General features: G+C 67.8%; 11 protein-coding genes and 1 pseudogene. 2 read left to right on the forward strand and 10 right to left on the reverse strand.

Translation table 11 applies throughout. The annotated features are described in order from the left end of the window. The first annotated feature begins 32 nt into the window (after positions 1 to 32). Positions 33 to 1,642: pseudogene (locus ACH438_RS25915) on the forward strand (sulfatase-like hydrolase/transferase). A 29-nt stretch (positions 1,643 to 1,671) separates the two neighbouring features. Here the strand turns inward: ACH438_RS25915 and ACH438_RS25920 are convergent. Continuing rightward, a complete protein-coding gene (locus ACH438_RS25920) occupies positions 1,672 to 2,601 on the reverse strand; it encodes a LysR family transcriptional regulator (protein WP_397009555.1) in 930 nt (309 codons plus the stop codon). Between the two features lie 92 nt (positions 2,602 to 2,693). Here ACH438_RS25920 and ACH438_RS25925 point away from each other — a divergent pair, with 92 nt between their 5' ends. After that, complete coding sequence (locus tag ACH438_RS25925) at positions 2,694 to 3,002, forward strand: EthD family reductase (protein ID WP_397009557.1); 309 nt, start codon at positions 2,694 to 2,696, stop codon at positions 3,000 to 3,002. On the opposite strand, the gene ACH438_RS25930 is transcribed toward ACH438_RS25925, so the two are convergent. Genes ACH438_RS25930 through hpnC form a run of 9 tightly spaced genes read right to left on the reverse strand, consistent with a single transcriptional unit; the run spans position 2,999 to position 13,900 of the window. Next, positions 2,999 to 4,411, reverse strand: a complete 1,413-nt coding sequence (locus ACH438_RS25930; protein ID WP_397009559.1) for an aspartate aminotransferase family protein — start codon at positions 4,409 to 4,411, stop codon at positions 2,999 to 3,001. The two genes, ACH438_RS25925 and ACH438_RS25930, sit on opposite strands and share 4 nt — an antisense overlap. Next, the gene (ispG, locus tag ACH438_RS25935) at positions 4,401 to 5,528 is read right to left on the reverse strand and encodes a flavodoxin-dependent (E)-4-hydroxy-3-methylbut-2-enyl-diphosphate synthase (RefSeq protein WP_397009561.1); all 1,128 of its coding nucleotides are present in this window, start codon (positions 5,526 to 5,528) and stop codon (positions 4,401 to 4,403) included. The genes ACH438_RS25930 and ispG overlap by 11 nt, the downstream gene beginning before the upstream one ends. An 18-nt stretch (positions 5,529 to 5,546) precedes the next feature. Further along, positions 5,547 to 7,310 (reverse strand): 1-deoxy-D-xylulose-5-phosphate synthase, encoded by a 1,764-nt coding sequence (locus ACH438_RS25940; protein WP_397009564.1) that lies wholly within the window; start codon positions 7,308 to 7,310, stop codon positions 5,547 to 5,549. 15 nt (positions 7,311 to 7,325) lie between these two features. Beyond that, positions 7,326 to 8,327 (reverse strand): adenosyl-hopene transferase HpnH, encoded by a 1,002-nt coding sequence (gene hpnH, locus ACH438_RS25945; protein WP_397009566.1) that lies wholly within the window; start codon positions 8,325 to 8,327, stop codon positions 7,326 to 7,328. After that, positions 8,328 to 9,215: a hypothetical protein gene (locus ACH438_RS25950; RefSeq protein ID WP_397009568.1), complete on the reverse strand. Its 888-nt coding sequence runs from the start codon at positions 9,213 to 9,215 to the stop codon at positions 8,328 to 8,330. Then, a complete protein-coding gene (shc, locus tag ACH438_RS25955; RefSeq protein WP_397009570.1) occupies positions 9,212 to 11,128 on the reverse strand; it encodes a squalene--hopene cyclase in 1,917 nt (638 codons plus the stop codon). Before shc ends, ACH438_RS25950 begins: the two co-directional genes overlap by 4 nt. 2 nt (positions 11,129 to 11,130) lie before the next feature. Beyond that, positions 11,131 to 12,147, reverse strand: coding sequence for a polyprenyl synthetase family protein (locus ACH438_RS25960; RefSeq protein ID WP_397009572.1), 1,017 nt, complete (start codon positions 12,145 to 12,147; stop codon positions 11,131 to 11,133). Further along, positions 12,144 to 13,055 carry a squalene/phytoene synthase family protein gene (locus ACH438_RS25965; protein ID WP_397009574.1) on the reverse strand — a complete coding sequence of 304 codons (912 nt, stop codon included), beginning with the start codon at positions 13,053 to 13,055 and terminating at the stop codon, positions 12,144 to 12,146. The genes ACH438_RS25960 and ACH438_RS25965 overlap by 4 nt, the downstream gene beginning before the upstream one ends. Continuing rightward, entirely contained in the window at positions 13,052 to 13,900 is an 849-nt protein-coding gene (gene hpnC / locus ACH438_RS25970; RefSeq protein ID WP_397009576.1) for a squalene synthase HpnC, read from the reverse strand. Before hpnC ends, ACH438_RS25965 begins: the two co-directional genes overlap by 4 nt. Positions 13,901 to 13,957: the final 57 nt, after the last annotated feature.

Here is a 13,957-nt window from a genome sequence, read left to right on the forward strand (position 1 = left end):
TCAGCAGACGTGGATTCCTCGGCAGTGGCGCCATGGCCACCGCGGCCACCGCCGCCCTGGCGGCCGGCAGTCCGAAGGCGAATGCCCAGCGGCGCATGGACACTCATCCCGACAAGCCGAACATCCTCGTGGTTATCGTCGACGAGATGCGCACCCCATGTGGTTCCCGGATCGCGCCATCCTGGACACCATCCTGCCGAATATCGCCGCGCTGCGGGACAAGTCGGTCTCCTTCGAACAGCACTACACCGCCGCCAACGACTGCACGCCGTCCCGCGGCGTCATGCTGACCGGCCTGTACTCGCATCAGACCGGCTGCCTGTCGACCTCCACCTCGGACCTGTCGGCAGGCTTCCCGACCTGGGGCACGATGCTGCGTGAACAGGACTACCGGACAACCTGGTGGGGCAAATGGCATCTCGGCCATTACGCCGACACCACCCCCGGCGGCCTGGACCGTTTCGGATTCGACGGCGGCACCTACCCCTCCCCGAACGGTGCGCCCGAACAAGGCCTGCAGATGGACGGCCGCATCGTCGATCAGTTCGTCGACTGGTTCAACAACGATGCGGCGCAAGGCCCCTGGTGCACGACGGTATCGCTGGTCAACCCGCACGACGTGCAATGGTGGCCACGCTTCACCCGCCGCACCCTGGCCGACAACAACATTCCCCGCTGGATGGACGACCTACCCGGCAATCACGAAACCCTCGACCAGCTCTCCCGCAAACCCCGCCTGCAAATGGCCCTCGTGCAGGTCTCAGCCGCGACTTTCGGTGTGGCCCCGTACAACACGCCCGGCGCCGACCGCGACTGGATCGACCTGCGCAACCTCTACCTGTGGTTCCAACAGCAGGTCGACATCCAGATCGGCCGCGTCCTCGCCGAATTGGAAAACCGCCCGGAAGTAGCCGCCAACACCGTGGTGATCTTCACCTCCGACCACGGCGACTACGCCGGCTCCCACGGCCTGCACGGCAAGGGCGGCGCAGCCTACGACGAGGCCATCCACGTCCCGCTCTTCATCCACGACCCCCGCGGCTACCACACCCCCGCCCCCGGCACCCGCACCCAATTGACCTCCAGCGTCGACCTTTCCGCACTACTCCTCACCATCGGCTCCGGCGGCAACACCTGGCGCAACGACCCCCGCTACACCCACCTGGCCGGCCGTCACGATATCGCCGCCATCAGCCGCAACCCCAACGCCCCCGGCCGCCCCTGGATCATCCACACCACCGACGAACACTCCATCGAAGAGGCCGCAGTCCGGTTCAACCACGACGCCCCCGGCCACCTCGTCGCAATCCGCACGGCAGACGCCAAATTCGTCCGCTACTCCCACTGGCTCCAGGGTTCATCCCAGATCGACACCACCCAAGACGAGGAATACGAGCTCTACAACTACTCCACCCGCGACGGCGCCCTCGAACTCGACAACACCGCCACCACCGACACCCCCCTCCGCGACACCATGACCCGCCTCCACGACCACGCAGTCGAATCCGAACTCCACCAACCCCTCCCCGACTACCTGAACCAAGCCCAAACCGAAGGCTGGACCAACTACAACACCGAAACCGCCAAACCCTTCGGCGAACAACTCGGCGACTTCCTCCGCGACGGCATCGGCGCGAACTAGCCCGCGTCTCCCGCGAGGCGGTCGCGGTGTCAGTCCGATAGCCAGTGCAGTTCGTGCGCCAGGGTTTTGGCGACGGCGCGGACGCGGCGGTGCAGGGGGGACTGCTCGCGTGGGAGGACCAGGTGGAACGTCAGGGCGGGTGCGTGCCGTAGCGGTCGCCAGGTGAGACCGGCCGGTTGTGTCGCGACCGCGGTTTCACCGGATGGGGCGAGGGTGAGTCCGTCGCGCAGGTCGCGGTGAGAGAGGTCGAAAGAGACTGGGAGCGTGTGGAATCGGGGGTTGAGCCGGGTATCACGGAACAGTGCGGCCAGCTGATCGTGGATCACGGGGTTGGCGGTGCGGTCGGGGAGGCGCAGCGGATATGCGGCGGCATCGGCGATCTCGATCTCCGGGTGGTCGGCCAGCGGATGATGCTGTGCCAATTGGACCCCGGCGCGCATGCGCCGCAGCAGGTACCGGCGCACGCCACGACCCGGCTGTTCACCGCGGGTGATCCCCACATCGATGCGGCCGGCGGCGACCGCGGCGGAGATCTCCGGTGTCGCCATCGGGACCGCGGCGACCTCGAGTCCCGGGCTGCTGTGAATCAGCCTGTCCACCAGGGCCGGTGCCGTCTCGGCCCCCGCGCTGAGGCTGTATCCGATGCGGAGCGTGCCAAGTTCGCCGGCTCCGGCCCGCCGGGCGGTGTCCCAGGCCCGGTCCAGCGCTGCCAGTGCGGGTGGCGCGGATTCCGCCAAAGCCGCTCCGGCCGCGGTCAATGCGACGCTTCGGGTGTTGCGAACCAGCAGGCTGGTGCCGAGTTCGGCCTCCAGTCGGCGCATGCGGGCGCTGAGTGCGGGCTGGGCGATGCCGATTCGGGCGGCCGCGCGGGTGAAGTTCAGTTCCTGTGCCAGTACCAGGAAGTACCGCAGGCTGACCGTGTCCGGTGGCATGTGCCCTTCCTGCCGATTGATAACCATTCGTTCTGAGTCTATCGCGTATCGAGCTTTCCCCCGACCGCACCTCGAGCTCTAACCTGCGCATATGACAAATCAACTGGGTGGAGGTCGTCATGCATAGGCTGCTGGTCCTGTATCCGAAGCCCGTCGACCCTGACCACTTCCGCGACTACTACGTGACCACCCACATTCCATTGGTCAGGAATTGGCCCGGTCTGCTTGCGTGCCGCTACAGCTTCGACGTGGCGTCGGCCGTGGGAGAGGCGCCGTATTTCGCGGTCTTCGAAGCCGACTTCGCCGACGCCGCCGCCCTGGCCGCAGCACGGTCCTCGGCGGAAGGGCAGCAGGTGTCCGCCGATGTCGCCAACTACGCCACCGGCGGTGTGGTCGTCATCGACTATCCGGTGCAGGACGCTACCTAGCTCCGGTTGGCCACGGCCTGCTTGATCAGCACGCGGCCGAAGTCGGACATCAGGCCGGTGCCGCGATGGGCATCGTCGAGGATGTCGGTGAACGCGGAGACGAACAGATCGACTTCGCGTTCACCGATGGTCAGCGACGGGATGAGTTTGATGACCTCGAGGTTGTCGCCCGAGACCTGGGTCAGGATGCGGTGGCGGTGCATGAGGGCGACCACGACCATTTGCGCGAACAAGCCGACGCGGGCGGCTTGCAATGCGGCCCAACTGGTTCGGAGCCGGAGCGAGCGGGGACGGCCGAATTCGATGCCGATCATGAGGCCGCGTCCGCGCACCTCGGACAGCAGTTCGTAGCGGTCGGTGAGGGCGGCCAGTTGTTCTCGCAGCGAGTCCCCGACCCGGCGGGCATTGGCCACGATGTCTTCGTCCTCGATCACCCGCAGGGTGGCCAGTCCGGCGGCCATGGCCTGGGCGTTGGAGCCGAAACTGGCCGAGTGCACCAGGACTCGATCCATCGAGGAGTACACCTTGGCGAAGATCCACTCCTTGCCGAGGGTGGCGCCGACCGGAATGTAGCCGCCGGACAGGGCTTTGGCGGCGCACACCAGATCCGGTTCCACGCCCGGCTCGTTCTGATAGGCGAAGAAGTCGCCCGTGCGGCCGATGCCGGTCTGCACTTCGTCGGCGATGAGCAGCGCTTTGTGCTTGTGCAGCAAGGCTTGTGCGGCTCCGAGGTAGCCGGGCGGTGTGGCGTGGACAGTCTTGCCCTGAATCGGTTCGACGATCAGCGCGGCGACATCACCGCGGCGCAATTCGCGATCGAGTGCCGCCAAGTCGCCGAACGGTATGGCGGTGTCGGGCAGCAGCGGCGCAAAACCGTCACGGAATCCGGACTCACCGTTGACCGAGAGCGACCCGGTGGTGAGCCCGTGGAAGGCATGCTCGCAGTACAGAATTCGCGGTTTCCCGGTAGCGAACCGGGCGAACTTGAGGGCGGTCTCGACCGCCTCGGTGCCACTGTTACCGAAGAACACCCGGTCCAGATGCGGCGTGTAGGACAGCAGTTGCTCGGCAAGCAGCCCCGGCAGCGGTTCGCAGGTGAACCGCACCAGATCAGCCAGCTCGAGGTCGAGCACCTCGTGCAGCGCCTGCCGCACCACCGGATGGTTGCGGCCCAACGCGATAACGCCGAATCCGGCCAGCATGTCCAGGTACTCGTTGCCCTCGGTGTCGTACAGGTAGGGCCCGCTGCCGCGTTCGTAGACCTTGTCGAAGCCGATGGTGTGCAGCATCCGGTTCAACTGCGGATTCAGGTACCGATTCTGCAGTGCGTAGCGTTCGCCGCCGCGCGCCTTCAGCAGTGCCCCGAGGTCGAAACCCTCGGGTGGAGTGGGTGTTTCGTCAGATGTCATGGCCGGGTTGTTCCGATTCTGCCGCGAGCGCGAGCGCTTCTTCGACCAATGCCTCCACGATCTGCGATTCGGGCACGGTCCGGACGACCTGTCCGCGTACGAAGATCTGACCTTTGTGATTGCCGGCCGACACCCCGATATCGGCTTCGCGGGCCTCGCCCGGACCATTGACGATACAGCCCATCACAGCCACGCGGAGGGGATGCGGGAACCCCTTGAAAGCGGCTTCGACCTGCTGGGTCAGCCCGAAGACATCGACCTGGCAGCGCCCGCAGGTCGGGCAGGACACGATATCGAGGGTGCGGGCGCGCAGCCCGAGCCCGGCCAGCATGTGATGGCCCGCCTTCACCTCCTCGACCGGCGGCGCCGACAACGAGACCCGCAGCGTGTCCCCGATACCGTCGGTGAGCAGGATCGCGAAGGTCACGGCCGTTTTCGCGGTGCCCTGCACGAGCGGCCCGGCCTCGGTGACGCCCAGATGCAGCGGGTAGTCGCAGCGCGCGGCCAGCAGCCGGTAGGCCTGGATGGTGACCAGCGGGTCATTGTGTTTGACCGAGATCTTCAGATCGGTGAATCCGTGCTCCTCGAACAACGCCGCCTCACCCAGCGCGGATTCGACCAGCGCGGGCGCGGTGGCCCGGCCACCGTGCCGTTCGAGAATGCGCTTGTCGAGCGATCCGGCATTGACCCCGATGCGGATCGGCGTCCCGGCTGCCTGGGCGGCGTGCGCGATCTCCTTCACCTTGTCATCGAACTTGCGAATATTGCCGGGGTTGACGCGAACTCCGGCGCACCCCGCATCGATCGCGGCGAACACGTAGCGCGGATTGAAGTGGATATCGGCGATCACCGGAATCGCGGACCGGCGCGCGATGATCGGCAGCACATCGCAGTCGTCCTGCGACGGGACGGCGACGCGCACGATATCGCAACCGGCAGCGGTCAATTCGGCGATCTGCTGCAGCGTGGCGTCCACATCCGCGGTGACCGTGGTGGTCATCGATTGCACCGAGATGGGTGCGTCGCCGCCGACCGGCACCGACCCGATCTGTATCTGCCGGCTGTGCCGCCGGCGTTTGACCACCGGGGCGGTGGGTTCGGACAGGAAGACAGTCATGAGGTCCTCACAGCGGGATCATCGGGCCCGCACCGAGGCGGACAGCCGTTCCAGACAAGATGCGGCAATGCCGTCGCCGGTCAGCCCGTGATCGGCCAGGATGCGAGTGCGGGAACCGTGCGAAAGGAACGCGGTCGGCAGCCCGAGCGCGTGCACCCGCGGCCCGCCGTCCCGCGCGCCCGCGGTGATCAGATGCGCGCCGATCCCGCCGTCGGCGATGCCGTCCTCGACGCAGACCGTGAGCTGATGCCGGGCGGTGAGCGCGCACAGGGCCGGTTCGAGCGGCCACACCCAGCGCGGATCCACCACGGTCACACCGATCCCGCGATCGGTGAGCAGCCGGGCCGCCTCCAGGCACGGCGTGGCCATCGCCCCGATCGCCACCAGCAACACGTCCAGGGGAAGGTTTCGGCTGCGATGCAGGATGTCCATCCCGTCCATCCGCGACAGCGCCGGAATATCCTCGCCCGCAGTGGCTTTGGGATACCGCACCGCCGTCGGTCCGGGATGACCGACGGATTCGTGCAGCAGTTCCCGCACCCGCGCCGGATCACGCGGGCACGCGATCCGCAGATGCGGCACACAGGTCCCCAGCGCCAGATCCCACATGCCGTGATGACTGGCCCCATCCGGACCGGTGATCCCCGCCCGATCCAGCAGCAGCGTGACCGGAAGTTCGTGCAGCGCAATGTCGAACAGCAGTTGATCGATGGCCCGCGTCAGAAAGGTCGAATAGACCGCGACGACCGGATGCATGCCGGCCGAGGCGAGCCCGGCGGCGGAGGCGAGCAGATGCTGTTCGGCGATCCCGGAATCGAAGACCCGCTCGATGGCATCGCGCGAGAACTCCCCCAGCCCGAGCGGCAACCGCATGGCCGCCGTCAGCGCCACCACCTCGGGACGATCCCGCGCCAGCGCGGCCAGTTCACGTTCGACGACATCGGTCCAGCTCAGCGTCGCGGCAGCGCGGGGCCGCCCGGTCACCGGATCGATGACGCCGCACGCGTGCATGCGATCGGCTTCATCGTTTTCCGCGGGCGCATACCCGCGGCCCTTCACGGTGAGCACGTGCACCAGCACCGGCCGCCGCTGGGCCCCGGCTTCCCGCAGTGCCTCGCACACCGCCCCGATATCGTGCCCATCGATCGGCCCGATGTACACGAAACCCATTGCCTCGAACAGATTCTCGCCATCGAACTTGCCGTGGCGCAGCCGGTCCAGATGAGCGGCCAGCGCCCCCACGGTGGGGTCGTAGGAGCGCTGATTGTCATTGAGCACCACGACGACCGGCCGCCGCGCCGCCCCGATGTTGTTGAGCCCTTCCCAGGCCACCCCGCCGGTGAGTGCGCCGTCCCCGATGACGGCGACCACCGTGCGCTCGTGCTCCCCGCGCAGTTCCAGCGCCTTGGCGACCCCGTCCGCCCAGGCCAGGCTGACCGAGGCGTGCGAGTTCTCCACCCAATCGTGCGGTGATTCCGCCCGATTGGGATAGCCGGAGATCCCGCCGGCCTGCCGCAGCCCGTCGAAGTCCGCGGCACGGCCGGTGAGCAGTTTGTGCGGGTAGGACTGATGGCCGGTATCGAACACCACGACGTCGTCCGGCGAGCGGAACACGCGATGCACGGCAATGGTCAGTTCGACCGTCCCGAGGGAGGCGCCGAGATGTCCGCCGGTCGCGGTGACGGTCTCGATCAGTCGTGCACGCAGCTGTTCCGCCAGTACGGGGAGCTGCTCGGCGGGCAGCGCCGCGAGGTCCCCGGGGCCGGAAATGTCGAGTGTCATGGCGTTCTCCTCGGCCTAGCTGACCGCGGCGCGAATGGTTTCCCGCAGCGAGGACAGGGTGGCGACCACGGCCGTGGGTTCGTATCCGCAGTGCGCCATGCAGTTCTCGCAGCGCGGATCGTTGCCGCGGCCGAAGGCGTTCCAGTCGGTGTCGTCGATGAGTTCCCGATAGGTTGCCGCATACCCGTCGTCGAGCAGATAACACGGGCGCTGCCAGCCTTTGAGCGAATAGGACGGGATCGCCCAGGCCGTGCACTGGTAGTCCACCTTGCCCTCGAGGAAGTCGAGGAACAGCGGGGAGTGGTTGAGCCGCCAGCGTTTCCGCCGGCCCTCCGCGAACGCCTTCGCGAACAGCTCGTGGGTCTCCTGCACGCCGAGCCAGTGCTCCTGGTCGGGCGCCTTCTCGTAGGCGTAGCCGGGCGAGATCTGCATATGGTCGACTTCGAGTTCGTCGTTGAGGAAGTCGAGCACATCGATGACGTCCTGCGGCGAATCCAGGTCGAAGAAGGTGGTATTCGTCATCACCCGGAACCCGGCGGCCTTGGCCTGCCGGATGGCCGCTACCGCCTCGTCGAAGACGCCGTCCTTGCACACCGAGGCGTCGTGGCGTTCGCGCAGTCCGTCGAGGTGGATCATCCACGCGAAGTTGCGGTGCGGCGCGAACTTGTGGATGTGCTTGGGCAGCAGCACCGCGTTCGTGCACAGAAACACGATCTTGTTGCGGTCCAGCAGTTGCCGCACGATCTCGTCGATCTGCGGGTGCATGAGCGGTTCACCGCCCGCGATGGACACCATCGGCGCCCCGCATTCCTCGATCGCGCCCACCGCCTGTTCCACCGGCATGCGCTGGCGGAGCACGGTGTGCGGATGCTGGATCTTGCCGCAGCCCGCGCATTTCAGATTGCAGGCAAAGAGTGGCTCCAATTCGACGAGAATGGGGTACTTTTCGCGGCGCAGGACTTTCTGTTTCACGAGATAGGTTCCCAAGCGCAGGGATTGACGGAATGGCATGGCCATTCAACTCACCTCCCGAGGCGGGTCGATGCGAATGTGCTCGTCGGTCACGGTGACCGCGCTGACCTGTACCGGGCCCAGCCCGGACAGGGCGTTCATCAGTTCTTCCGCCAGCTGCGGCGGCGCCGAGGCATCGGCGACGATGCCGATGCGGCGGACACCGCGCAGCAGGCTCAATTCGAGTGCGGCGACACTGCCGATCGCCTGCACCCGGACGCCGTCGGCCGCGGCGACTTCGGCCGGACGCCGCAGTGCGTTGCCCGGTGCGCCGAGTACGAGGACCAGATCGGTGCGGCCCGCCAGCTCCGGCACGGACGCACCGATGAGCACCTCGTGCTCCCCCACCGCGGCCGACCATTCGTCGAGCACGGCGGCCGCGGTCCGCAGCGCGCGGAGCGCGAGGACCCCGCGCCACGGCGTACCCGGACGCAGCAAAGGGGCTGCGGGAGTATCGACAATGGCCCGCAGCACCGCGGTCTGCCCGATAGGGGCAGCGGCGGCGAGGAAGGCCGATTCGGTATCGACGGCGATCGCGCCGGTCGCACCCAGCCGCGCCCGGTCCGCTCCGTCGATCACGTGCTCGGCGGAGTAGACCGGGCCGAGCGTCGTGCGCAGCCCACGCCTCCGCAGCGCGCTGTGCAGTAACGGCCCGGCCGGACTGGCCAATACCGTTGCGGCACTGCGAATCTCCTGGGCCACGACCAGATCACCGGGCCGCAGCGTGTGATTCAAGGCCCCCGCCACGCCCACGACCGCGATGGGCGACGAGTCGGGCCACGACGGCCGGTGTTTCGGACCGCGCCCGGTCCGCACCACCGGCACCGCGACGGCGCCCCAGAGCGACGCCCGCTCGGAAAGCAGTGGGGTGCAGACGATTCCGGATCTGCTCATAGGCGCGGCTCCTGTCGCATGGACAGGTAGCGGCCGAGCGCCCAGATCGGGAAGACGAGCCGGTACATGTGATAGTTGATGTAGAAGTCGCCGGGGAAGCCGGTACCGGTGAAATGGTCCTCGTCCCAGCCGCCGTCGGGCCGCTGCGTCTCGATCAGCCACGCGACGCCGCGCTCGACGGCCTCGGTGTCCGGGGCGGCGGCCAGCAGCGCCAGCAGTGCCCAGGCCGTCTGGGAGGCGGTCGAGGTGCCGCGGCCGATCCAGGCGGGATCACGGTAGGACCGCAGATCCTCACCCCACCCGCCATCGGAATTCTGGTGTCCGGCAAGCCAGTCGACAGCGGCACGGATCGGCTTCGAGCACGGATCCACGCCCGCGGCGACCAGGGCCGGGACCGCGGCGCCGGTGCCGTACACATAGTTGGCGCCCCAACGCCCGAACCAGGAACCGTCGGTCTCCTGATTGTCGAGCAGCCAGCGCACCCCGCGCCGGCACGACTCCTCATCGGCCCGGCCCAGTACGGCCATCATCTCCACCACGTGGGCGGTCACATCGGCCGAGGGCGGGTCGATCACCGCGCCGAAATCGCAGAACGGCAGCTTGGTCGGCAGGGTCGAGGTGTTGTCGGCGTCGAAGGCGCCCCAGCCGCCGTCCTGGGACTGCATGCCCACCGTCCACTTCGCGGCGCGGTCGATCGCGTCCCGTAGTCGCTGCGGGTCGGGCGGAACCACCCGGTGCAGCGCGATGACGATCTCGGCCGTGTCATCGGTGTCCGGATACACGTCATTGGCGAATTCGAAGGCCCAGCCGCCGGATTCGAGCTTCGGCCGCCGCACCTGCCAGTCGCCGCCGCCGCTGATCTGCTCACTGAGCAGCCACTCGGTGGCGCGCAGCACCGCCGGATCATCCCCGGGCACACCGGCTTCGAACAGCGCCGCCACCGACAACGCGGTATCCCACACCGGTGACTGACACGCCTCCAGCCGCCGAATCGGACCGTCGGGCGTGTCCTCGACAATGACGAACCCGTCCAACCCGGCCAGCCCCGCCCGCATGGCGGGATGATCGAGCGAATAGCCCATGAGATGTAGGGCCAGCAGCGAATACACCCACGGCGGCTGAATCCCGCCCCAGCCGCCGTCGGCCTCCTGGCGGGCCAGAATCCATTCCGCCGCATGCCGCATGGCCAGACTGCGCACCGGCGCGATCGGGCGGCGGGCATACCCGTGCAGCACACCGTCCAGCCGCTGGAACAGCCCGGCGATGCTGGTGATCGATTCCTGCGCCGGTCGCGCCGCACCACTGCGCAATTCATCGATCCCGAAAGGCAACGGCCGGACCGGCCGCAACGTGGCGACCACGGTCAACGGCACCACGGTCTGGCGCGCCCAGCACCCCCAGTCGTAGATGTTCAGCGGAAACCACGACGGCAGGAAGATCATCTCCGGTGGCAGGTTGGGCAGATCGTCCCACTCCTGCAAACCGAACAGCGCCAGCCAGATCCGGGTGAACACCCGGCTCTTCTCCACCCCGCCCTCGGCCTGCACGAAGTCGGCGGCGGCCCGCATATGCGCGGCCTCGGGAGCATCGCCCGCCAGACGCAGCGCGACCCAGGCCTCGACCGTGGTCGACAGATCACCGGGCCCGTCATGGAAGGTCGCCCAGGTCCCGTCGGCCCGCTGCTGCGACCGGATCCAACGCGCAGCCGGTTCGGTCACCTCCGGCGTCGAGATGCCCAGAAATGCCCGCAACAGCAGATCTTCCGCATCCATCGTGACATTGGTGGCGAGTTCGCCCTTCCACCAACCCTTTTCATGCTGCTGGTTACGCAGGTGGCCGACGGCCGCCCACAGCGCCTCCGAGGCGGAGGCGGCAGGATCGGCCGGGGTGAGATCAGGCTTCGTGACTGTCATCGTCAGGCACTCCGTTCGATGATGAAGTTCGCCAGGTCGATCAGCTCGCGGCGGTAATCCGCGTGCAACGGCACACCGGCCAGCGCATAAGCGGCAGCGCGCACCCGGCGGCGGGCTTCGGCCTGCGCCCAGGCTCGTCCGCCGCCGGTCTCGACGAGGTCGGCGGCCTCGCGCACTTCCTGTTCGGTGGGTTCGCCGGGGCGCGCGAGCCAGTGCGCCAGTTGTCGTCCCGCGTCCCCGCCCGCCTGCAGTGTCCAGGTGACCGGCAGCGACTTCTTGCGCGAACGCAGATCGGAGAACACCGGTTTGCCGGTTATCTCGGGTTCGCCCCAGATGCCGAGCAAGTCATCCACCAGCTGGAAGGCGAGCCCGATGTTGTAGCCGTAGTCACCCAGGGTGGTGACGGTATCCGGTGTGGCGTCGGCCAGTACGCCCCCGACGAGAGCGCTGGCCGCCAGCAGTGCGCCGGTCTTTCCGCGCGCCATCTGAATGCATTCGGCCAGGCTCACATCGTCGCGCTGCTCGAAACCCACGTCGGCGGCCTGGCCCTGGATGAGGTCGCGGGTGGCGGTGCCCAGGATGCGCGCCGCCGGAACGGTATGCGGGGAACCGGAATTCAGCAGCACCTCGTGCGCGAGGGAGAGCATCGCGTCACCGGCGAGCACCGCGATGGCATCGCCCCAGACCGCCCACACGGTAGGCCGATGCCGGCGGGTGGCATCACGGTCCATGAGATCGTCGTGCACGAGCGAGAAGTTGTGGATCAGCTCCACCGCGACCGCGCCCGGCACCGCGCAGGCGTCGTCGCCGCCGACCGCATTGGCGGCCAGCAGGACCAGGCGGGAGCGAATGGATTTGCCACTGTCCGCGATCACGGGTTCGCCGTGCTCATCGGACCAGCCGAGGTGATAGGCGACCACGGGCCGGATGGCATCGTCGAGTTCGTCGACGGCCTTGCGCAGTGCGGTCCGCACCGCGTCATGGCCGGAATCGATTCCTGTCAGGGTGGTGACCGTCATCGGAGCTCCTCCGGAACGGGTGTACGGGACTTCGTCGATCGGGTGGCGCCCAGCACCGAACTGCGCAGCAGCGCAGTCGAAGCCACCCCGGCCTTCTCCCAGGCGGACAGGGACATCCGGCGGTCGTAGACCGCCACCGGGTTCGCCAGGATGCGGGCATTCAACTGCCGGTAGATACCGGCCATGGCCGCGCAGCAGGCGGCGCTGCGCGGATCGAGTTCGGGCAGCAACCGCAGTCCGAGGCAGTACCAGTCCTCGGCGCGTTCGGCGGCGTGCCGGATGAGCGCGGCCAGCCGCCCGTCCGGATCCCGCAGCGCGCCACCGGCATCGAGTTCCAGGCGGACGCCGAATCGATCCAATTCGGCCTGCGGCAGGTAGACCCGGCCGTTGAGCAGGTCCTCGCGGATATCGCGCAGAATATTGGTCTGCTGCAAGGCGATTCCGAGCTGATCGGCGAACAGTGGTGCGCGCGGATCGGTGCCGGTGCCGAAGACCGACAGGCACAGCCGCCCGACCGAGCCCGCGACGCAGCGGCAGTAGCTGGTGAGTTCGCCGAAGTCGGCGTAGTCGACGCCGTCCACGTCCATCTGCACGCCGTCGATCAGTTCGTCGAACGCGCCGAGCGGGACCGGATAGCGTTGCGCCGCATGGGTGACCGCGGTGATCACCGGATCGCGAGTGGTCTCCGGATCGTGCAGGGACTTGCGGACCGCCGCCAGGGCTTCGTTCTTGGCCCCGGGCGCCAGGTCGCCGTCGCCGATATCGTCGATTCTCCGGGCGAGTGCGTACAGCGAGCAGAGCGCGGAACGCTTGTCGGGTGGCAGCAGCCGGATGCCGTAGTAGAAGTTCTTCGCCGCCGTGCGGGTGATCTGCTCGCAGGCCGAGTATGCGGTATCGATCGAGTTCATCGTGTCGCCGCCGCTCTGCCTCTGGTGAGCAGGGACAGCATCGACCGGACCACATCGGCGCGGCGCGGCCGGACCGGACGGGTCCACACGTCGCCGTCCGCGGCGCGCAGGGCACGGGCCGTCGCATAACCGCCCGCGATGTATCCGGTCACCGCGAGCCGGGCCCACCCGGTGAGCCGGCCCGCCAATGCCGATCCCTCGTCGAGCAGATCGGTGGCCCGGTCCACCTGACGCGACACCACGGCCGGACTGCCGGGATCCGTGCCGGTGCCTAGTCGTTCCGCGCTGACCCCGAATTCGTCGAGGTCACGCTGCGGCAGGTAGATACGCCCGGCCGCATGATCTTCGGCGACGTCCTGGCAGTGCTCGAGCACCTGCAGGGCCGAGCACACGCGATTCGACAGCGCCGTGTTCTGGGGGGTGGACTGGTCGAACACCTGCAGTACGAGATGTCCCACCGGATCGGCGGAGAGCCGGCAATAGCCCATGAGGTCCTCGAAGGTCGCATAGCGGTGCACGCGCTGATCGATCAGGTTCGCCTCGATCAGTTGCTGGAAGGGTTCCTGCGGCAACCGGCAGTCGGCCACCGTGGTAGCCAGGTTCACCAGCACCGGTTGCTGCGGCCGGCTGCCCGCCCAGATGCGCGCGAGATCGGTTCGCAGCGTGAGTAGTTGAGCGGTTCGATCACCGGCCGCCTGATCGCCGACATCGTCGATCCAGCGCGCTACGGCGTAGATTGCGTGCAGGTGACGGCGGGGTTCCCTGGGCAGGCAGCGCAGTGCGACCGGAAAGTTTTCATCTTGTTCGGCGGCTCGCAGGCGGCGAGTTCCGACTGTCGCGCTCATCACTCGATGATGAGCGTTTTGCCCGGACCGAATCTTCAAGCAGTCGAGTGATTTTGG

Source organism: Nocardia sp. NPDC020380 (assembly GCF_044386975.1).
Classification (GTDB): domain Bacteria; phylum Actinomycetota; class Actinomycetes; order Mycobacteriales; family Mycobacteriaceae; genus Nocardia.